Genomic DNA, 21,000 nt, shown 5'->3' with positions numbered 1-21,000 from the left:
GTTCCGATGCTCATGCCGGCACCTCTGACAGTCGGGCCTTCTCCTTGCGGATCGCCTTCGCCGCTTTGGGCGTGGGAGCACTCGCCGTGCCCCTGCCGTAGTACTTCTCGACCCGACGCTGGATGACCGTCAGGATGCTGGTGCACAGCAGGTACCAGAGGGACACCACGATGAGCAGCGGGATCGTCTCGAAGTTCTGCGAGTAGATCAGCTGGGCCGAGTACAGCAGGTCGGGCAGCGCGATAATGCTGACGAGCGAGCTGTACTTCAGCATGCCGATGACCTGGTTGCCGGTCGGCGGGATGATGACGCGCAGCGCCTGCGGGAGGACCACGCGGCGGAACAGGAGGAGCTGGCTCATGCCGAGCGCCTGGGCCGCCTCGGTCTGCTGCTTCGGGACCGCCAGCAGCCCGCCGCGGATGATCTCGGCCATGTAGGCCGCCTCGTTCAAGGTCAGGCCGAGCAGTGCGACGAACCAGACGGTCAGGACGTCGTTCGTGCTGGCGCCGACCAGCTCGGGACCGCCGAACGGGATCGAGATACCGAGCCGGGGATAGAGGGCGGCGAAGTTGAACCAGAAGATCAGCTGGATGAGCAGGGGCGTGCCACGGAAGAACCACAGGTACAACCCGGCCACGCCGGACAGGACGCGGTTCTGCGAGATGCGGAAGGTCGCCAGGATGATGCCGAGGACGAGACCCATGGTCACCGCTGCGACCGTCAGGATCAGCGTCGACCGCAGTCCCGCGAGGATCTGCGGGTTGAACGCGTAGAAGGCGACACGGTCCCACTGGAAGTTCTCGTTCGTGACGACTGAGTAACCGCCTGCGACCGCAGTGAAGATGACCAGCCCTGCCGACGCGATGCGGAGCGGATGCTTCAGCTGGACGACGTCCGTCGGCGGCTGGTCCTGGGCGGCCAGCCGCTCGTGGGACGACGTCCCACGAGCGGCTGCCTGGGAGGTGATGCTCACTTGGTCGACGTCTTCGCGCCCGTGACGGTCGTCGAATAGACCTCGGCCTTGTCGACCTTGCCCTCGTCGCCGTCCTTGAAGTACTTGGCCGTGATCTTGTCGTACTCGCCGGTCTCGATGAGGTGGTTGATGGCTGCGGCGAACGCCTCGGTGATCTTCGCGGTGTCGTCGTTGTTCGGGAAGGCGAAGCCTGTCGGGAGCACGGGGACGAAGGGGACCTCGACGGTCTTGAACTTGCCCGGCGACTTCTCGAGGAGCAGGCCGGCGGTTCCCTCGTCCGTCAGGTTGGCGTCGACACGACCCTGCGCCACGGCGAGGTTGACGGTGGCCTGGTCCTGGAAGGTCTTGATGGTCAGGTCCTTGCCCGCCGCCTTGCAGTCGGCCTTGGCCGAAGTTGCGAAGCCAGCTTCCTGGGACCCCAGCAGAACGCCGACGGACAGGCCGCACGCGTCGGTGGCGGTCTCGACGGTGTCGGGCACCTTGCTGTCGGTCGGCACCACGAACAGGTCGCGCGTGGTGTGGTTGAGAACGAACGAGACCGACTTGAGGCGATCGTCGTTGATGCCGATGTCGCCAACGGCCGCGTTGTAGCGCTCAGCCTGCAGGCCGGTGATGATGCCGTCGAACGGGATCATCACGTAGTCGGCCTTGACCCCGAGCACGTCGGCCGCAGCCGTCATGAGGTCGGCGTCCCAGCCCGACGGCACCTTCGAGCCGCTGGAGGGAGCGACGACAGCCGGGGCGTAGGCCGCGGCGGCGATCTTGACCGACCCGTCCTTGGTCACGGACGAGGGCAGCAGAGCTGCGATTTTGTCCACCTTCTCTGATCCCGAGCCGCCGCCGGCCGCTGCGGAGGCGCTGGAGCTGTCGGACGATCCACCGCAGGCGGCGACGGAAGAGAGCAGTACGGCGACAGCAGCTGCGCCGATGAGGCGGGTGCTACGCACAGAGGTGCGGTTCATGGCAGGACTCTTTCTGGTGGAGGGACCCCGAGAAGGTGATCGTCGTACTGTTGAAGTGTGGGACAGTTCTACCTCACATCACAACCCCTTGACAACAGGTTGCCGAGAATGTTTCTCGCACGAAACGTCTCTGACACCTTAGGCACGGCCTAGTGGCGCACGTCTCACCGATGAGGTTACAAACGCTCCATGGCGAGCTACCATCGTCTTACCGACTGTTGAAGTGTTGTGCACTTCAATGGCGAAAAGTCCTTCATCTCGCAACCTGCAGCGCCGTTAGGCACACACCCCAGCTCGAAAGGCATCCCCCGTGGACCCTCTGCTCGAACCCTTCAGCTTCGCCAACCTGACGGTCAAGAACCGTGTGATCACGACGGCGCATGCCCCGCTCGGATACACCCGTGACGGCTTGATGACCGATCGCTACCTCCGTTACCAGGAGGAGAAGGCCATCGGTGGCATTGGACTGGTGATGTTCGGAGGGTCGAGCTTCGTCGCCGAGGACGCGCACAGCTTCTTCGAGAGCATCAACGCCGGCAACCCTCGCATCGTGGAGAACTACGCCGACCTGGCCGAGAGGCTGCACCGGCACGGCGCCAAGACGATGGTCCAGATCAGCCACCTCGGTCGGCGCGCGGACGACCACGCGACCTGGCTCCCCACCGTCGCGCCGTCGGCCATACGCGAGCGCGCTCACCGCACCTTCCCCAAGGTGATGGAGGACTTCGACTTCACCCGCATCCTTGCTGCCTACGCGCGCGCCGCGCGTTACGCGAAGGACGGCGGGCTGGACGGCGTCGAGATCATGGCGAGCTCGGGGCACCTGCCTGACACCTTCTTCGCCAAGCGCGGCAACACGCGCACCGACGAGTACGGAGGATCTGTGGAGAACCGCGCGCGGTTCCTCATCGAGATCGTCGGGGCCATCCGCGCAGAGGTCGGGGACGACTGGGCCGTCGGCGCGCGGATCCCGGGCGAAGAACCCTCCCCCGACGGCCTGCAGGGTGAGGACTGCGTCGAGATGGCGGGGTTGCTGGCCGGAACCGGTCAGATCGACTTCCTCAACGTTCTCTACGGGAGCGGGTTCACGCACCGCGAGCTCGCCGATCTGATCCCGTCCGCCGGCACTCCCCTCGGTGAGAAGCTGCCCCTGGCGCTGGCCATTCGCCAGGCAGTCGACGTGCCCGTCTTCCATGCCGGCCGCGTTGCCGACCTGGCCACCGCCCGATACGCGCTGCGCGAGGGCTTCGTCGATCTCATCGGCATGACCCGCAGCCACATCGCCGACCCGCACATCGTCACGAAGCTCGAAGCCGGTGAAGAGGAGCGTATCCGTCCCTGCGTCGGTGCGAGTCACTGCCTGACCGGGGTCGAGACCCTGTGCATCCACAACCCGGCCACCAGCCGTGAGGCCTTCATCCCACACCTGACCACCCCCACCTCCGAGCGGCTTCGTGTCGTCGTCGTCGGCGGAGGCCCGGCGGGCTTGGAGGCCGCAAGGGTCACGGCCGAGCGAGGCCATGACGTCACCTTGTACGAGGCGGCCAGCCAGTTCGGCGGCCAGGTCCTCCCTTTGTCGCGATCGGCGCGGCAGTCCGAGAAGCGCTCCATCACCGAGTGGCTCGTGGGCGAGGCGAAGCACGCCGGTGCGCGTCTGCTGGCAAACCACTACGTCGATGAGGACGATCTCCTCAAGCTCGACGCGGACGTCTTCATTATCGCCACGGGCGGCATGCCCAACACGGACCTGCCCCAGGGAGGCGGCGACCTGACCCTCAGCGTCGTCGACGTCCTCAGCAAGGCTGCGCCCTCGAACAAGTCGGTACTGATCGTCGATGACCACGGTGCCGAGCAGGCGCTGGTCGCCGCTGAGCACTTCCTCGAAGGCGAGGGCAACACCGTGGAGATCGTGACGGTCGACGAGCACATCGGTCACGACGTCGGACACACGATCATCCCCGGCTACAAGACCCGACTCCTCCGAGGCGGCGTCACTGCGACGCCGGATACCGAGGTCCTCTCGGTCGAGCGCGCCAACGGACAGCTGAAGGCCACGCTCCGCAACGTGCTGTCCGACACCATGGACGAGCGCACAGCCGATGTCGTGGTCGTCGAGCAGGGCACCATCGCGATGGACGACGTGTATCTGGCCTTGAAGCCTCACTCGCGCAACAACGGCGAGACCGACCTGGACCTCTTCCGGTTCGGACAGGCGCAGCCCACGCACGACGACCGGGAGGGACGTTTCAGGCTCTACCGAGTCGGGGACGCGATCTCGCACCGCGGCATCCACTCGGCCATCTACGACGCGCGCCGCCTCTGCCAGAACTTGTGAACATCTGAGACGAAGAAGGGGCCGGGCATGATGCCCGGCCCCTTCTGTGTTGTCTGAACGCTTGGAGACGACGCCTGGCACAAGACGACAAGGAGGGATGCGCCCCCTGGGGCGCATCCCTCCTTGTCGTCAGCTCTTCAGCGCGTCATGCTCCGGCTGCGGCGACTGCCTTCGACCAGGCGGCGACGCCCTCGTCGACCTGCTCCGATGTGACGATGAGCGGCGGGATGAAGCGGACGACGTTCCCGCGCGTGCCACATGTGAGCAGCAGCAAACCTTCGTCGATGGCGGCCTGCTGGGAGCCGGCTGCGAGGTCGGGCCTCGGGGTGCCGTCAGGGTCCGTGAACTCGATGCCGATCATGAGGCCACGTCCCCTCACGTCGGCGATCGTCGAGACCGATGCGGCTGCCTCGCGGAGCCCGGCGATGAGTCGCTCGCCCTGGGCCGCGGAGTTCTGCACCAGGCCCTCGGACTCGACGACCCCGAGGGTCGCGATCGCCGCAGCGCACGACACTGCGTTGCCGCCGTACGTGCCTCCCTGCGAACCGGGCCACGCCTTGGACATCAACGACGTCGAAGCGGCGATGGCGGAAATGGGGAAGCCACTCGCGATCCCCTTGGCAGTGATGAGAATGTCCGGGAGGATGCCCGAGGGCTCGTGGCCCCAGAAGGTTCCTGTCCTGCCGACACCGGTCTGGACCTCGTCGATGATGAGCACGATGCCGTGCTGGTCCGCGCGTTCGCGCAGTCCCTGCAGGAAGCGCACCGGTGTGGGCAGGTATCCGCCGTCGCCGAGGACTGGCTCGATGATGAATGCCGCCGTGTCGACCACGGCCGACGTGGTGCTCAGCAAGAAGTCGAGCTCCTGCAGCGCGAAGTCGACCGCGGTCTCCTCGTCCCACCCGTAACGCAGGGCGTACGGGAAGGGCGCGGAGTAGACACCGGGCACGAGTGCCCCGAAGCCGGTGCGGAACTTGGTGCCGGCTGTCGTCAGGGTGGCCGCGGCGAACGTGCGGCCGTGGAAGCCGCCTTGGAACGCGATGATGTTGTTGCGGCCCGTTGCCATCCTGGCGAGCCTCAGGCTTGCCTCGACGGCTTCGCTGCCGCTGTTGGCGTAGAAGACGCTGTCCAACCCGGTCGGCAGCACGTCTCCGAGCATTTCTGTGAGGCGCAGGATCGGGTTGTGTCGGACGGTGGTGAACTGGCCATGGATGAGCTTCCCGACCTGCTCGCGCGCCGCGGCGACGACTGCTGGGTGGCAGTGGCCCGTGCTGGTGACACCGATCCCGGTCGTGAAGTCGAGCCAGGAACGGCCGTCAGCGTCGTAGACGTAGCTTCCGGCGCCGTAGTCGACCACCACGGGGGTGGCGGGGGTAAGAAGGGGGGACAGGGATGCGCTCATGCGCGGCCTCGCTCTCGGATGGGCATGGCGATGTACTTGACGTCGAGGAACTCCTCGATGCCTAGGCGGCCGCCTTCGCGGCCCAGTCCTGAGTGCTTGATACCGCCGAACGGTGCCGACGGGGTGGAGACCAGTCCGGTGTTCAGGCCGATCATGCCGACCTCGAGCCGCTCACTCATCTCGAAGGCGAGGTCGACGTCCTGGGTGATGACGTAGCCGACCAGCCCCCACTCGGTGTCGTTGGCGATCGCCAGGACTTCGTCGACGGTCTCGAAGGTCTGGATCGCAGCGACGGGGCCGAAGATCTCGGCCGACAGCAGGTCGGAGCCGGGCTTCACGTCGGTGAGGACAGTCGGCTCGACGAAGAAGCCGGTGCCGCCGGAAGCGTTTCCTCCGCCCGCGACGCGAGCGCCGCGCTGGATGGCGTCTTCCGCCAGTCGCAGCACCTTGTCGCGGCTGGCGGCGTCGATCATGGGTCCCACCTGGACGCCGTCGTCCATCCCGTTGCCGACCTTCAGGGCGCCCATGCGCTCTGCGAGGCGCGATGCGAACTGGTCGACGACGGAGGAGTGGACAAACATCCGGTTGGCTGCGGTGCAGGCCTCCCCCATGTTGCGCATCTTTGCCTGCATCGCCGCCTCGACTGCCACGTCCATGTCGGCGTCGGCCATGACGATGAAGGGGGCGTTCCCTCCGAGCTCCATCGAGCAACGGACGACCTGCTTGGCCGCCTGGGCGAGCAGGGTCTTGCCGACAGCCGTGGACCCGGTGAATGACAGCTTGCGGATGTCGCCGCCAGTTAGGACCGGCTCAATGACCTCGGCTGCCCGTGATGTGGTCACCACGTTCAGCACGCCCTTGGGCAGACCGACGTCCTGCAGGATCTGCGCAAGGGCCAAGCTCGTCAAAGGGGTCTGCGGTGCGGGCTTGAGCACCATGGTGCAACCGGCAGCAATTGCGGGGCCCATTTTGCGAGATCCCATGGCGGCCGGGAAGTTCCATGGTGTCAGGAGTAGACAAGGGCCGACGGGCTGGCGCAGGACCATGGTGCGTGACGTGCCGTCGGGACGCTGGCTGAAGCCGCCGTCGATGCGGACCGCTTCTTCCGCAAACCAGCGGAAGAACTCGGCCGCGTAGGCGACTTCGCCCTTGGCCTCGGCGAAGGGCTTGCCCATCTCGGACGTCATGATGAGGGCCAGGTCGTCCTGACGGCGCATCATCTCCTCGTACGCGCGGTAGAGGATCTCCGAACGTGCTCGAGGGGCGGTGGCGGCCCATGGGGCCTGCGCCTTCACGGCCGCGGCAACGGCTGCCTGGACGTCGACGAGCGAGGCGTCGGCGACCTGGGTGATGACCTGCTCGGTGGCCGGGTTGATGACGTCCATGCGGGCGGAGTCGGACGCTGGCCGCCAGGTCCCGTCGATGAGCAGGTCGGTCGGCACTGCGGCCAGGGCTGACCTTCCCGTGTGCGTGTGGTCGACGATGGTCATGAAGCGCCCTCCTGGGGGTTATTGTCAGTCAGTGCCGCGTGGAGAACGTCGGCAAGGTGATGTGCTCGGACGCCGTTGTCCGACACGTGTGAGATCTGGGTCTGGCAGCTGAAGCCATCGGCGACCGCGATGCCGCCGTTGAGCGCCTCGATCTTGGGCTGAAGGTCGTGGGCTGCGACGGCCATGGAGGTCTCGTAGTGCTGTGCCTCGAAGCCAAAGTTGCCGGCCAGTCCGCAGCATCCCTCGACGTCCACGGTCTTCATACCGAGCCTGTTCATGACCTTGGTGCTGCTGGTGGCTCCGAAGACGGCGTGCTGGTGGCAGTGCGTCTGCGTGAGCACCGAGTCGGGCAGGACGGGCGGTTGCCAGCCGGCATCGAGTCGTGCGTCGACTGCCGCCGCGAACGTGATCACGCGCGCCGACACACGACGCGCCGCGTCGGTCGGAACCAGCTCGGGGAGGTCCTTCTTCAGCGCGGCTGCACAGCTGGGCTCCAGGACCACGATCGGCGCATCGCCAGACTCGTCGAGGACGCGCGCGGTCTCGGTGAGGATCCGGCGTGCTGCCGTCAGCTGCCCTGTGGTCGTCCAGGTGAGGGCGCAGCAACCTGCCGGTGCGGCTCCGACCGTCGTTCCCGTAGCGCGAAGGACGGTCTCGGCGTGCTGAACCAGGTCTGGGCGGAACCCCTTGGTGAAGCTGTCGACGAAGAGCAGGACGTCGGCGTTCGCGTCGCTGGCTGTCAGGCGCGCCTTACGTGCTGAAGCGAACCGTGGCAGGCGACGTGCCGTCGTGACCCCGCCGAGTCGCATCGCCAGAAGGCGGATCGGTCGCACGGCAAGGAGGGCGTTGACCGGGCCTGAGATGCGCCCGGTGATGGCGATCCATCGTGGCAACCAACCGAGGGAGTAGTGCGACACCGGCCGGAGCTTGCGGCGGTACTTCTGCTGGAGCACTTCCGACTTGTAGGTCGCCATGTCGACGCCGACGGGACAGTCCGACGAGCACGCCTTGCATGACAGGCACAGGTCGAGGGCGTCGTGGACGGCGTCGGATGACCATCCGTCCTTGCCCAGTGCCCCGCTGACCATGTCTTGCAGGACGCGAGACCTGCCGCGGGTGGAGTCCTTCTCGTCGTGCGTCGCGCGGTAGGAGGGGCACATGAACCCCCCGTGGTCGCTGCGACAGCGGCCGATGCCGACGCACCGCTGCACCGCTGACCCGAAGTCACCGTCGTGCGGGTAGGTGAAGAGGAGGTCACGACCGCCGGCTTCAACGAAGCCTTCTGTACTGAGAGGCAGGAGGTCTTCTCCGAGCGGGCGCGGGTCGACGATGATCCCTGGGTTCAGAAGCCCGTCCGGGTCGAACGCTTGGCGGAAGCGTCTGAAAAGTCGGAGCATCTGCGGGCTGTACATCGTGCTGAGCAGCTCGCTGCGGGCGCGTCCGTCGCCGTGCTCGCCCGACAGGGACCCGCCGTGCCGGACAACGAGCTCGGCGGCGGCGTGGACGAAGCTGACCATGTGGTCGCGCCCTTCGGCCGTGGCGATGTCGAAGGTGAGGCGCACGTGCACGCATCCCGCGCCGAAGTGCCCGTAGAGAACGCCGGAGAGCCCGTACTCGGCTGTCAGAACCTTGAAGTCGCGCAGGTAGTCAGCGAGGACGTGCGGATCGACTGCGGCGTCTTCCCACCCCGCCCACGTCTGGGTGTTGACGTCCGGTCGGGTGGACAGTCCTGCACCGTCCTCGCGCACTCGCCATAGCGACTTTCGCTGGTCGGGGTCGTCGACGACGAACCCGTCCAGCAGCCGGCCGGCCTCGCGGAGCTCCTGGAGCAGGTTCTCGGTCTTGACGTGGACTTCTTGCTGCGTCGCACCGTCGAGCTCGACGTACAGCCAGGCGCGACCTTCCGGGAGGGCTGCCACGGAGTCTGCGCCTCGCCTAGCGATCATGGTCGCGACGATCGCGTCGTCGATGCCCTCGGTCGCGGTCGGCTCGAACGGCAGGATCAAGGGCACGTCGGTAGCCGCATCGACCACGTCCGCGTAGCCGAGAACAAGAAGGCTCGTAGCCGCCGGCGGTTCGACTAGCTGGACGGTCGCGCGAACGATGATCGCGCATGTCCCTTCGGTCCCGACGAGGGCTCGCGCCACGTTGAACCCGTTCTCCGGCAGCATCTGGTCGACGTGGTAGCCGGAGACCTGGCGCCCGATGCGGCCGAGCTCGGTGCGCATGATCGCCAGGTTGTCTTGGGTCATCGCTCGCAGCTCGGACTCCAGAGCGGCAGCGCGTTCGTAGGCTGCTGCGTCACGTCGGTGGACCGGGGTGATGCCGTCTTGTCCGATGCGCAGCATGGTGCCGTCGGCGAGGAGCACGTCGACGCCGACGACGTGCCGTGACGTTCTGCCCCAGCGGACCGAGTGGTTGCCGCACGCGTCGTTGCCAAGCATTCCGCCGATGGTGGCGCGTGACTTCGAGGACGGGTCGGGCGCGAACGCCAGACCGTGGGCAGCCAGTTCGCGGTTGAGGTCGTCGAGGATGACGCCAGACTCGACGACCGCTGTCTTGGCGATGAGGTCGATGTCGACGATGTTGCGCAACCCTCGCGAGACGTCGATGACGAGCCCCTCGCCGATCGCGTTGCCGGCCATGCTGGTGCCGCCGCCGCGCACGGTCACCGGTACCGCCAGCTCGTGGCAGGCGCGCAGGAGCGTCTGCACGTCCTCAACGCTGGACGGGAAGGCCACCGCGAGCGGTGACACACGGTAGTTCGAGGCGTCGTACGAGTACATCGCTCGGCTGGCAACCGAGGTGTCGATGAGGATGTCCGGGCAGGCCGCGGTGAGGCGCGCCCGGACATCTGTGTCCGGGGACGCTGCAAGAGTCCCCGTCATCTCAGTGCTTGGCGGCGTGAGCCGCTTCTGCGAAGTCGATCATGGAGTGGTACTCGGCGTCGTACGAGAACTCAGCTGAGGGCTCGGGGGTTGCGCCCCATCCGGGACGGTTGTGGCGCCGGTTGATCCAGACCGACGGCAGGCCGTGACGCTTCGCGGGGACGTGATCGTGGAACAGGCTCTGTGCCACGTGCAGGAGTCGCTCGCGCGGGATGCCCATTTCCTTCAGGGCGACGTCGAGCTCCTCGAAGTGCTGCGGGGCAGGTTTGTAGGCCTTGACGTCCTCAGCCGTGATGATGCGGTCGAAGGTCACCTTCAGCCGGTCGTTCGAGCCCTTGAAGCTCGTCCGGTCGACGTTGGAGAGGATGATCAACTGGTAGTCCTCGGCGAGCTTCGTGAGGGCCTCTGTAGAGTCCTCGAAGGCCGGCCAGTCAGGGACGGATCCGCCGAGCTTGTCGGCCCACTCGTCGCTAACGGGTGCGTCCAGCACCTGACCTGTGCGCCGGAACGCTTCGGCGAGAACCTTCGAGTAGAGCCAGTCCCCGTGCTCTGCTTCGACCTGAGCCTCGTTGTCCGCGTAGGCGAGCAGCAGGTCCTCGTCCGACTTGTCGAGGCCGAGCTCGGCGGCCCAGGGCGAGAGGACAGCGGCGATGCCGGCCTCCCAGTCGATCAGGGTGCCGTAGCAGTCGAAGCTGAGCGCGTCGTAGTCGGCGAGGTTGATGGTCACAGGTGCTCCTTGGGCGGTGTGGTCTTGACGTCAGATGGAGTCGAGCGCTTCGGCGATGGTCGTGGCGATGAGCTCGACCTCCGCCTCTGTGGCGACGAACGGGGGGCAGATCTGCAGCGTGTTGGCGTGGATCGTCCGTGTCAGCACGCCTCTACGGACGCACTCGAAGGCCACGTCGTCGCCCTTGACGTCGGGGACGATCTGGATGCCCGCGAGGAAGGCCGACCCCGAGCGGACCTCGGCCACGAGAGGGTGGTCGGCGAGCGGTGCAACGGCTCGAGCCAGCACGTTCTCGAGGTGGGCGGACTGCTCCACAAGGCCTTCTTCCTCGATGATGTCGAGGTTCTCCTGCGCGACGACGCAAGCGGTGGCGTGCCCGGAGTAGGTGAGGCCGTGCCGGAACATCGGCGCGTCCGCGCCGTCGAAGAACCTGTCCGCGATGCGCGGGGACACCAACACCGCGCCGAGGGGGGCGTAGCCGGACGTCAGGCCCTTGGCCATCACGACCATGTCCGGACGGATGTCGTAACGCTCGCAGGCGAACAAGGTGCCGACGCGGCCGAAGCCGGTGATGACCTCGTCCACGATCAGCAGGATGTCGTTGGCGCGGGCGAAGGCCTGCAAGCCTGCTAGGTATCCGTCGGCGGGGCCGACGATCCCACCGGTGCCGATGACCGGCTCGAAGACGATGGCGGCGATGTTGTCCGTGCCGTGGGCCGTGAGCATCGCCGTTGCGGCAGCGATGTCGTTGGCAGGGATGCGGAGCGTCTCGGGGATCAGGGACTGGCTGCCGTACCCGTCGCGGTTGTACTCAAGGCCGGCGATGCTGGTGCCGTAGCCGTGCAGCCCGTGGTAAGCCGTCTCCCTGCTGACGATGGTCGTCTTCTCAGGCTTGCCCTCGAGCTGCCAGTGGCGTCGCGCCAGCTTGCAGGCGAGTTCGATGGAGTCCGAGCCGCCGCTGGTAAGCATCACCCGTCCGCCGTCGATCGGTCCGATGTCGGCAAGCCGGTCTGCAAGATCCAGTGCCGGCTCGTTCGCGAAGCGTCCGAACACGTGGTACGTCTCCAACGTCTTCATCTGCTCGTAGGCTGCACGTGCGATGCGCTCCCTGCCGTGCCCGACGTTGGCGTGCCAGAGGCTGGCCGTCGCATCCAGCAGTCGTTGCCCATCGCTGGTCGTCAACCAAGCGCCCTCGCCGCCCTTGATGGTGAGTCGGTGGGCTTGGGACGTGGGCATGTGAGCCTGTCCATGCCAGAGGGCGCGATCGGTCATGTGGGAACTGTAGGACAGTTCAACTGCTCGACGCAAGACCAATTTCGGCGTAGCCTGACGACATGTCTTCTCTTGATATCGCAGTTCGCCGGACGACGGCTGCGCAGCAGGTCGCGGAAGGTTTGTCCGACCTCATCATGTCCGGACACTTCAGCCCAGGGACGCGTCTTCGAGAGAGCGCCATCGCGACGGATCTGAAGATCTCTCGCAACACTGTGCGCGAGGCGGTTCGCATCCTCGAGTTGGGCGGCCTCGTGAACTACGAGGTCAATCGCGGTGCGGTCGTCATCGCACCCACCGCCGAAAGCGTCATGGGGCTCTACGACGCACGCCTGCAGCTGGAGACGGCGGCCGTGCACGAGCCGCGTCGCCCGGAGGACCTAGGCGACCTCCGCAAAGCGCTCAACGCGCTCACGCGTGCGGCGGACACGCACCGCGTGAAGGACATTGTGACGGCAGACCTCGCCTTTCACGCGTCCATCGTCGCTCTGCTCGGGAACTCCAGGATCAACGACTTCTACAACGAACTGACGACCGAGCTGCGCTACTACTTGACCGTGCTCTCCAAGGAGACTCGGGAGTACGACGACCCGTCCACGATCGTATCGGAGCACGCAGGCATCCTGGCCGCCATCGAGAGTGGAGACCCGAAGGCAGCGGCCGAGGCGATCTTCACCCACGTCAACCACAACGCGCACCGCGTGTGCGACATTCTGGTGGCCCGAGAAGCCGGTAGTTGACGGACGATCGGAGGCTCGGCGTCCGGTCTTCAGCAGTCCTGTGACTAGGCGTCAGGTTTGGGGTCCTCAGGCTGCGCAGGAGCCGCTGCCTGCGTGGTGAAGTACGGCACTTGAACCAAGAACATGGCCGCGCAGGCCAGGCTGATCGCAACCCGCCCCTTGGCACCGTCCATCGTTGCGGACACCGCGAAACCGATCATGACGGCACCGAACAGCGCGCAGAGCACCGCGTACACCGCCGACTCCTTGCGCGAGGGCGGCGGACCCTCAGAAGACCAGCCGCGGTTGAACTCGATCACGTCTGGACCTTACAAGGGGTGCGCAGGCGTCAGCCCCGTCTTGAAGGAGGAGCTGCCCACTCTCGGCTAAGAGGTAGCGGAAAGCCCGACGCGCCCAACTAGAAGGATCCGCACCACGTCTTCAGCTCGTCTGGCGCTCACCTGCTGACGCTTACCGGAGGCCTCAGGAAGCACGAAGCCGTGGCAGCTGCGGCCGACGAGACGTTGCATCGTTGGCGGAGGCGGATGCTCGCGAAGGACCAGATACGAGTGCCTGACGGCACCGGGAGAGGCCGCCCTGAGACGGGGGCGAGGACCCGGGCATCGGAAACCAGGATGCGTCAACCTCGTCGCGACACGCTCAGGCGCCGTCGTTGCGGTTCAACGTTGGTGCCGGTTCCCGCGGCCACAGCGCCGTGGCCAGGCATGCCTCGAGCTTGGCGAGGGTGACCATGTCGGCCCAGGTGTTGCCGGCAAGGATGTCGTACAGCGTCGACCGGCGGATGTCAGCCGCCTGCGCGACCTCGGACTTGTTGCGCCCCTCCAGAGCAGTCGACAGCGCCACCGAGACTGCGACGGCGTGCGCGAGGACGTCCGGGGCCTCGGAGTCGAACTGCCCATCCGGCCATGCTCCGTCAACAAGCCACTCACGTGGCGCCTTGGAACCGAAGGTTCTACGCACGACATCACCCTAGTCCGGTCAGCGGCGCCAGCGTCTTCTTCAACGCACAGCCCCGGGTGTAGACCACTAGATAACCACGAGGCTGCGACATTCTGGCTCGCAGCCCCGGCGCCGGCCGCCCATCATCAGGTGTCCTCTTCCAGCGCACGCATCAGAGGGGTCCCGGCGAGCCACACCTTCGCCGTCTGCGTGACGCTGGCCGGCATCACCCCACGGTCGTTACGGAAGGCCTCGGACACCTCCAGGAACATGACCTGGGTGTGGAAGTACGTCGCATGCCTGTAGAGCCACGCTGCGAGATCGCGCCTGTCGTCGATGTGCAGCGAGGAGATGGCGAACGTGACGCCGTCCGCGTCTACCCACCACCGGTCCTGGCCGAACACGGACAAGTCGAACTTCGGCTGTGCCTGCCTCCGCTCAGCGGCGGCGTCGTGGCTTCGCCCGGGCATCTGCGACCGATGCCGGACCTGGTGAAAGTTGAAGGGACGATCGCGCATCACGGCACCTCCGAAGTACAGTGGTCTACACGGTAGGCGACAGTCCCGCCTCTCGTGCGCATCACGGCGTGTCAGTTCGCGGTGTCGCGCATGCGATGCGCTGCTGCGTGCGCGAGCTGCGCGGCTCGAGTCCTGCTCAAACCAGTACTGGTCGCGATGTCAGCGTGGCTGGAGCCGCCGTCGCGAAGTGCCGCGATGGCGTCTAGGCGAAGGCGTCGGAGACCGTCAAGGTGGTGGTTGACGTCGCGCAGGACGCCACCGACCGTGCGGACCACTTGAGCGGGGTCCGCGCCGGCAGCAGTTCGGTCGATCAGATCGTCGAGTGCCGCGCGGAGGTCGGGCGTCAGGCCGACTGCGGCCGCACCCCGCACGCCGCCAACCCTGTTCACCATGTGTCGTTTCTAGCAGACACTTCGGACGCTTGTACAGCGTGCCGTCACGCGCGTGTCAGTCGCTGATCGTCCGGTGGAGGTAGATGTTGGACGGCTGCTCGCTTCCGCCTTGGTTGATGATGTCGGCGACCAGAGTCCTCACGAGGTCGAGCAGGCGCTGCTTCGTGATCTGCGGGTCGATGGTGAGCTCGACGGGCTCGAAGCGGACGACGGGGCTGTGCCGCCGCGCCAGTCGAGAGCGCTCGTACGTCCGGAAGTACACGGGCCAAGCGTCCGAGTGCAGGTTGACGCGGAGGACGTAGTTCGAGCTGGGGTTGAGGGCGGCGCTGACGTGTCGCAGCAGCCACACGGCGGCCGCGGGGGCTTCGTGGAGCGCCTTGGGGTGAACGTCGAGCTCTTGAGCGTCGGGCGGCTGATGGAGCGCGACCGCGTAGACCATCGTTCCGTCGTCATGGACTTCGACCGCTCGCTCGCTCACGCCCTGGAAGGAGTCAGTGGTTGTCCAACGCCTATACCTGGGACGGGGCTCGATGCCGACGCCGGTGGGCGAGACGACGACGAACGGGTTCCACACCAGCGCTTTCGAGACCATCGTGCTGAACTCGCGTTCGGTCAGGCGGGGCAGGTAGGAGGGTCGCGGCGTGGTCGGTGCGGCGGTCAGGGACAACCACACCTGCGGTCGTGTTGCCAGCGGTAGGACGGCGTTCGTCGCGGCGTCTTGCAGGCGGGTAGCGAGGTCAGTGCGTGCTTGCCGGCGGGCCGCGTAGGCGTCCTCAAGTTGGCGCTCGTTCATGTACTCGGTCTGCGCGCCGTACCGGATCGGGGCGGTGAACTTGTCGCGCGACCACACCAAGTGCGGTGCGTCAGAACTGGCTGGGACCGTCAGGGCGACCGCGCGAACGTCACCATCAGTCAGCTCGCGAAATGACAACCCGTGGACTGGCGGCTGCAGGACGGAGTACGCCACCTGACGCAAGCGGCGTTCCTCGTTGTCGTTCCATGCGTCGACGCCGACAAGGGCGCCCGCGGCGGAGGTCCGATCATCGCGTTCCTGAACTCCGAACACGAGCATGCCGCCGCCGGAGTTCGCCATCGCGGCTACGTCCTTCGCGAACTCCTCGTGTCGCTCCTTGACCGGCAGGGCCTTCTTCCAGTCCAGATCGTCCAGTTCGCGCACCCCATGCTCGACAGCTGCGTGAAGGAGGTCCAGGGTCAGGTCGGACGGTTCAAGACCTAGTTCTCTGTGCAGCGGCGTGAAGACCATCAGCACACGGTAGCGGCGATGACCGCACAAGCAGGCAGCTCGCCGAAGCCGTCACCGGGCTTCGGTCGGCCAGTCTCGACGGTCAGCGTCTGGGCGGGCCCAGGCGCGCCGACGGACTCCGGAAGTGCCGGCGCGTCACCGGCCCTACAGGACCTTGCTCTACCGAACGTTGTAGTCGGACGCGAGTACTTTGACCGTGTCGCACGGCTGGTCCTGACCGCACACCCGGCAGGAGGTGATGCCTGCCCCGTCTCCGCGAACACCATCCGCCGTCCGCCAGTGCGCCTTCACCGTCGCCAAGTCCGCCTGCAGCCGAAGCCGACGGCTATCCAACTCGCTCTCGCTAGGAGTCGACGACCCCTCGGCGACAGCGGGAGCTAGTCCAGGGTCCAGAGCCTCCAGCTGCTCAGAGATCTCGTCGAAAACCCGCTCCTCGAGGGGGCGCGCGTCGTGTTCGGTCATGAAGTGTCCTCACCTGTCGGCTGATCGTCGAACGTACCGCGCAAGCAGCGGCGAACACAGCACCCCATCGCGACGGCCACCCAGGAACGGTGCGGCATTGTCGCCGCACTCCTGCAGGTAGACGGAGCCCGTCAGCCTCGGCGGATCTCCTTGACCAGCTGCGCCACACGCGCCTTCGACAAGCCCGTCTCCCGGGCGATGCGGTCGTAGGACCACCCCTGGCTCCGCAACTCGCGCACCGCCTCGAGGCGGACGTCCGCGAACTGCTCGAGCTCTAGGTCCAGCTGCGCGAAGAAGTCGTTCACCGCCTGGATGCGGTCGACTGCCTCAACCATCGACCTAAGAGCGTGCGCGTCCTTCAGGAGCGTCGCCTCGAGCTCGGCCGAGATGACGCCATCCCTGGCGCCAGCGCGGTTTTGTCGGCGGGAGGGCACTCTCGAAGTTCAGTCCGTATAGACCACTACACGTTCGGAGGCTCGCGGGACGTCATCCGCTAATGACCATTGCGGGCCGGGTCCCGATCGCAGAACCTGCCGAGCAGGTTGCTTCCAGAAGCGCCCTGCGTCCCGTAGGTTCAGCCCATGCTTGAACAGCGCGACCCGCAGGCAACCCACCTGGCGCCGGCGCCGTCGGGTGCGGCCGCTTCCTGATGCGGCATCAGCAGATCGAGGCCTGGGCCCTTGAAGTTGTCGAACGCGTGACCACGGGCTCCCCCTTCGAGGACGACAGGGTCGAGCTGAAGGCCGACTGGCCGAAGGAGCACCGCAAGACGGCCCGGCAGATGGCCGGACATGCCAACCAGGCTGGCGGCGACACCATCTTGTGGCTCATCGGTCTCGACGAGAAGAAACAGGCAGTGGTGCCGACCACTTCGACCGAGATGGCCGACTGGTGGCCCAAGGTCGAACGGTGCTTCGACGAGCTCGCACCCGAACACACCCACCTGGCAGTGCCCGTGTCTGGCGGCGTGGTCCACGCGCTCGTCCTTGACACAAACCGGGCGCCCTACCTGGTCAACACCGACGGCCAGGGCGTCGAACGCGAAGTGCCTTGGCGTTCAGGAAACAGGACACGCTCAGCACGCCGGAGCGAACTGTTGCGAGCAGTCGTCGAAGAGGCTCAAGTACCGCGGCTGGAGTGCTTCGGCGGGTCCGTCGTCTTCGATCAGGCGACCGACAGCGCGAAGGTGGTCAAGATCCCCGACCGCGTGACCATGACGGTCCACCTGAACCTCTACCTGGAAGCCACAGGACCTTGCACGCTCCCCAAACACCGCTGGAAGGCGGTGCTTCAGGTCGGGGACCTGGGCTTCAACCTGAGCGATCAGCTACGCCTCGACGGGCCGTCACGCGTCGTACCCGGAACGCAGGCCTCACCCACCGGCTTCCCACCACCTCGAGACCCGATCGGATCCGTCGCCTACATCTCTGGCAGCGGTCTGCAGGTCCTCGGGAACGACGCCGTTCGCCTGGACGCGGAACGCGACACAGCCCTTGCCGATGTTGCCGCCCGCCTGCACAACCGCCAGAAGGTCACGCTGACATTGACGTTGCCCCTCGCGAACTCGACCAGAAGCGCGCACATCGAGGTGCCTCTATACCGCGCCCCGAAGCCGACCCCGTCGCGGTGGGACTACAGCATCACGCACGCACGGTTCTTCGTCCGATCAGACACGNCCCCCCCCCCCCCCCCCCCAGGCGGCCCTGTTCGGCCAACGGTGTTGATCTGGGGGTGCTTCAGCACGAACAAGACCGCCGCTCACCTGACATGGGTGAGCGGCGGTCTTTGTGTTTCAGGTCTTTCTCGACCCAGAGGTCGTGCGTCCGGACATCCCGTGCGCAGCACCATCTGCCGACCAGGTCGCGAGGGTGAGCTCGACCTGCTCTTGCTTGTGATCGCGGCCGCTACGTGCTGCGGGTGCTGTGCATTTGGTCCGGCCCCAGGACGGCGAGCAGCTGCATGATCTCGGCGTCCCGAGATCCTGGGGCGGCCGTGTAGAGCACCAGGTGCTGGTCGCGGTCCGGCAGGGTCAGGGCGTCGCAGTCGACGGTGACGGGCCCGACTACCGGGTGTCGGAAGGTCTTGGTGAGTGCGGGCCGGGCCTGGACGTCGTGCTGCTCCCACAAGCGAGCGAACTCGCCACTGCCTTCACGCAGGTCGTCGACCAGGGCACGGACAGCCGGATCGGACGGGTAGCGGCCGAGCGTCGCGTGCAGCTCCATCACGACGTGGTGCCGGAACGACGCAACGTCCTCGAGGCCGAACAGCGGCGTGCCGGTGGAGTGCCCGTCGAGGAACGCCCGTCGGGCCAGGTTGCGCTCGTCCGACTCGAGCGTGGCGAAGTCCTCCATCAGCGCCCCGGCGAGCTCGTTCCACGCCAGCACCTCGAAGGCTGCGGACATCACGAATCCTGCCGTGGCCGGAAGCCGTTCCAGGAGCGTCATGATGCTGGGGCGCACGTCGCGTCGGTGCACAGCGGTACGGGTGGGGGCGACGCCGGCCAGGACGTGCAGGTGATCGGCCTGCGCGTCGGTCAGATGCAGTGCCGCGGCGATCGATGCGAGGACTTCACCGGACGGACGCGGGGCGCGCGCCTGTTCCAGGCGCACGTAGTACTCGGTGGAGATGTGCGCGAGGACCGCGACCTCCTCGCGTCGCAGACCGGGGGTCCTGCGACGCGGACCGGACGGCATGCCCACGTCCTCGGGGTGCAGCCGCTCGCGCCGACTACGCAGGAAGGCGGCCAGCTCGTGCTTGTCCATGCCGTCCAGTGTGCCGCCGGGCTGCATGCGGAGGGTAGTACCGGCTGTGCCTGCCTCGGGACGTCGTGCCTGCCGAGACTGGCGGCATGACTTCTTCAACCGCACACCCCATCGGCCTGCTGTCGGACAAGATCGTCCTCGTCACGGGCGCCAGCCGCGGCATCGGCGCCGCCGCGGCCCGCCTGTTCGCCCGGGAGGGTGCCTCGGTCGTCCTGGCCGCCCGGAGCACCGCGTCGCTCGACGCCGTCGTCGACGAGATCTGTCGTGGGGGCGGCTCCGCCAGCGCCGTCACCATGGATCTGGCCGACCCTGGTTCCATCCGCGCTGCCGTGGCGTACGTCGACGAGATCCACGGGCGGCTCGACGCGGCCTTCAACAACGCCGGCACCGGACAGCGCTCGCCGGGTCCTGTCGACTCCACGACCGACGACGACATCGACGAGCAGTTCGCGATCAACTTCCGGGCGCACTGGACCGCCATGACGGCCGAGATGGAGCTGATGCGCCGGTCTGGAGGGGGCGCGATCGTCAACACCTCGAGCATCGGCAGCCGGCGGGCCAATCCGGCTCTTCCGGCCTACGGCGCCATGAAGCGGGCGCTGAACAGCCTGACCGAGACCGCCGCCGTGAACTGGGCACCCCACGGCATCCGCGTGAACGGCATCACGCCGGGCGGCACCGCCACGGAGATGATCGACGAGTGGGAGACGGCGACACCGGGCGTGACGGCTCACATCATCGCCTCGATCCCGCTGGGACGGATGGCCCAGCCGCACGAGGTCGCCGAGGCAGCCGCGTGGCTGCTCAGCGACCGCGCGTCGATGGTGACCGGAGCGATCATCCCGGTTGACGGCGGCGCGGGAGCCTGACCGACGCCGGCGCGTCCCCGACATTCGCCCAGGCGGCCCCGCTGATGACCCGACGCGCCCACGCCGAGGGCCGCGGCGGGTACCGATGGAAGGTCGTTGCCCAGTGTGCTGAGGAGGCCGGCCGACGTCACGCCACCAACGTGCGGTGGCCTGGAAGGACGCGCTCTTGGTTGTGCGCCATTCACCCCGTGCCTCAACACCATGTGCCGAACAGGCCAGGCGGCGAGGGTCTTCAGGGCGACGCGGCCGCGCCCGCCCTCAGGCTGATGCGCGTTGCCAACACCCCTTCCCACGCGAAGTGTAGTGGTCTACACTTACGGTCCCATAGGTCAGGTTGGTCCTCGGAATGACGCATCCGGCAAAGCCCGTCATGGTCGTGACAAGCGCGCGTATGCGCTTGCGCGGCAGCGTGCCAGTTGCCAGCGCTCTGTCGTTCCTGCAGTGGGTGCCTGGGCCCGTGACCTTGACACCCCTAGGGGCCACTGTCGTCGTCACCCAACCTGAGCACCCCGGTACAGCCTCAGTCATTGACTCGTCAGCCTTCCTGCGACTGACAGGGCCCGGTCATCACGCCGTCGCAGCTTCGCCTGGCGACGCCCTGCTCGTCGCTGCGATCACCGCCGTCGACGACGCACCTGCTCATCTGGCCATCGCGTCCCTGCATAGCGCCGCCGCCAACCTCTTCCTGCGCGGGTAGGTCCGATGACCGACGTTCCGGACCCAGTCGACCGCACACGCGTCGCAGCCGCCGCAGCGGGTGAGCTTCCCATGAGCGAACTGACCGACGGGGAGCGCTCCGCACTCAACGCCGACATAGGAGCACGCGTCCAAGCCCTCGCTGAGCAGGCGACCTTCGGTTTAGACCTGGCGGCTGAAGGCTTCACGACAGTGGCGCTGGACGCCGGAGGAAGGCTGGTCGAGCACCGACCAGACGGGTCGGCTCCGCCTGTGACCGACTCCTGAATACTAGGCATCACGCTGCCGCAGGCCGTCTGCGAAACCGGG

18 protein-coding genes are annotated in these 21,000 nt (G+C 66.8%); 4 read left to right on the top strand and 14 right to left on the bottom strand.

Going from position 1 to position 21,000, the window contains the following annotated elements; translation table 11 throughout:
• Nucleotides 1-10: 10 nt before the first annotated feature.
• Together ASD10_RS04555 and ASD10_RS04550 are read right to left on the bottom strand one after the other, a co-directional pair.
• Nucleotides 11-973, bottom strand: a complete 963-nt coding sequence (locus tag ASD10_RS04555; RefSeq protein ID WP_082556018.1) for an amino acid ABC transporter permease — start codon at nt 971-973, stop codon at nt 11-13.
• Nucleotides 970-1,791: a transporter substrate-binding domain-containing protein gene (locus ASD10_RS04550; RefSeq protein WP_162248822.1), complete on the bottom strand. Its 822-nt coding sequence runs from the start codon at nt 1,789-1,791 to the stop codon at nt 970-972. Before ASD10_RS04550 ends, ASD10_RS04555 begins: the two co-directional genes overlap by 4 nt.
• Before the next feature lie 454 nt (nt 1,792-2,245).
• Here ASD10_RS04550 and ASD10_RS04545 point away from each other — a divergent pair, with 454 nt between their 5' ends.
• Nucleotides 2,246-4,270 (top strand): FAD-dependent oxidoreductase, encoded by a 2,025-nt coding sequence (locus ASD10_RS04545; RefSeq protein ID WP_056605287.1) that lies wholly within the window; start codon nt 2,246-2,248, stop codon nt 4,268-4,270.
• A gap of 145 nt (nt 4,271-4,415) precedes the next feature.
• Here ASD10_RS04545 and ASD10_RS04540 read toward each other — a convergent pair whose 3' ends face one another.
• From ASD10_RS04540 to ASD10_RS04520, 5 genes are all read right to left on the bottom strand, one after another.
• Nucleotides 4,416-5,672, bottom strand: a complete 1,257-nt coding sequence (locus ASD10_RS04540) for an aspartate aminotransferase family protein (RefSeq protein ID WP_056605283.1) — start codon at nt 5,670-5,672, stop codon at nt 4,416-4,418.
• Nucleotides 5,669-7,162, bottom strand: a complete 1,494-nt coding sequence (locus ASD10_RS04535; RefSeq protein ID WP_056605280.1) for an NAD-dependent succinate-semialdehyde dehydrogenase — start codon at nt 7,160-7,162, stop codon at nt 5,669-5,671. The genes ASD10_RS04540 and ASD10_RS04535 overlap by 4 nt, the downstream gene beginning before the upstream one ends.
• Nucleotides 7,159-9,975 (bottom strand): FAD-binding and (Fe-S)-binding domain-containing protein, encoded by a 2,817-nt coding sequence (locus ASD10_RS04530; protein ID WP_369797576.1) that lies wholly within the window; start codon nt 9,973-9,975, stop codon nt 7,159-7,161. Before ASD10_RS04530 ends, ASD10_RS04535 begins: the two co-directional genes overlap by 4 nt.
• A gap of 76 nt (nt 9,976-10,051) precedes the next feature.
• Nucleotides 10,052-10,777 carry a haloacid dehalogenase type II gene (locus ASD10_RS04525; protein WP_200938122.1) on the bottom strand — a complete coding sequence of 242 codons (726 nt, stop codon included), beginning with the start codon at nt 10,775-10,777 and terminating at the stop codon, nt 10,052-10,054.
• Nucleotides 10,778-10,807: 30 nt separating this feature from the next.
• Nucleotides 10,808-12,049, bottom strand: coding sequence for an aspartate aminotransferase family protein (locus tag ASD10_RS04520; RefSeq protein ID WP_056605273.1), 1,242 nt, complete (start codon nt 12,047-12,049; stop codon nt 10,808-10,810).
• A 62-nt stretch (nt 12,050-12,111) separates the two neighbouring features.
• Between ASD10_RS04520 and ASD10_RS04515 the strand changes: the two genes are divergently transcribed.
• On the top strand, nt 12,112-12,789 hold the full coding sequence (locus tag ASD10_RS04515; RefSeq protein ID WP_056605271.1) for a GntR family transcriptional regulator: 678 nt from the start codon (nt 12,112-12,114) through the stop codon (nt 12,787-12,789).
• A 44-nt stretch (nt 12,790-12,833) separates the two neighbouring features.
• Here the strand turns inward: ASD10_RS04515 and ASD10_RS04510 are convergent, their stop codons facing one another.
• The 7 genes from ASD10_RS04510 to ASD10_RS04475 all read right to left on the bottom strand — a co-directional run bounded on the left by ASD10_RS04510 (nt 12,834) and on the right by ASD10_RS04475 (nt 19,153).
• Nucleotides 12,834-13,088 carry a hypothetical protein gene (locus ASD10_RS04510; RefSeq protein ID WP_056605268.1) on the bottom strand — a complete coding sequence of 85 codons (255 nt, stop codon included), beginning with the start codon at nt 13,086-13,088 and terminating at the stop codon, nt 12,834-12,836.
• 340 nt (nt 13,089-13,428) lie between these two features.
• Entirely contained in the window at nt 13,429-13,749 is a 321-nt protein-coding gene (locus ASD10_RS04505) for a transcriptional regulator (RefSeq protein ID WP_056605265.1), read from the bottom strand.
• Nucleotides 13,750-13,874: 125 nt separating this feature from the next.
• Nucleotides 13,875-14,246, bottom strand: coding sequence for a hypothetical protein (locus tag ASD10_RS04500; RefSeq protein ID WP_056605262.1), 372 nt, complete (start codon nt 14,244-14,246; stop codon nt 13,875-13,877).
• Nucleotides 14,247-14,317: 71 nt separating this feature from the next.
• Nucleotides 14,318-14,638, bottom strand: a complete 321-nt coding sequence (locus ASD10_RS04495) for a hypothetical protein (protein ID WP_056605260.1) — start codon at nt 14,636-14,638, stop codon at nt 14,318-14,320.
• Nucleotides 14,639-14,693: 55 nt separating this feature from the next.
• Entirely contained in the window at nt 14,694-15,902 is a 1,209-nt protein-coding gene (locus tag ASD10_RS04490; protein WP_157432456.1) for a helix-turn-helix domain-containing protein, read from the bottom strand.
• Between the two features lie 593 nt (nt 15,903-16,495).
• The gene (locus tag ASD10_RS04480) at nt 16,496-16,798 is read right to left on the bottom strand and encodes a helix-turn-helix domain-containing protein (RefSeq protein WP_056605251.1); all 303 of its coding nucleotides are present in this window, start codon (nt 16,796-16,798) and stop codon (nt 16,496-16,498) included.
• Between the two features lie 1,470 nt (nt 16,799-18,268).
• Complete coding sequence (locus ASD10_RS04475) at nt 18,269-19,153, bottom strand: helix-turn-helix transcriptional regulator (RefSeq protein WP_235501750.1); 885 nt, start codon at nt 19,151-19,153, stop codon at nt 18,269-18,271.
• 59 nt (nt 19,154-19,212) lie between these two features.
• On the opposite strand from ASD10_RS04475, the gene ASD10_RS04470 reads away from it, so the two are divergent.
• Both ASD10_RS04470 and ASD10_RS18665 read left to right on the top strand, forming a co-directional pair.
• Nucleotides 19,213-19,995 carry an SDR family NAD(P)-dependent oxidoreductase gene (locus ASD10_RS04470; RefSeq protein WP_056605248.1) on the top strand — a complete coding sequence of 261 codons (783 nt, stop codon included), beginning with the start codon at nt 19,213-19,215 and terminating at the stop codon, nt 19,993-19,995.
• A 768-nt stretch (nt 19,996-20,763) separates the two neighbouring features.
• A complete protein-coding gene (locus tag ASD10_RS18665; protein ID WP_157432454.1) occupies nt 20,764-20,958 on the top strand; it encodes a hypothetical protein in 195 nt (64 codons plus the stop codon).
• Nucleotides 20,959-21,000 lie beyond the last annotated feature (42 nt).

Source organism: Aeromicrobium sp. Root472D3, from assembly GCF_001426485.1.
In the GTDB taxonomy this organism is placed as follows: Bacteria; Actinomycetota; Actinomycetes; order Propionibacteriales; family Nocardioidaceae; genus Aeromicrobium.
The sequence above is the reverse complement of the archived record's forward strand: the minus strand, read 5'-3'. Positions and strand labels throughout refer to the sequence as shown.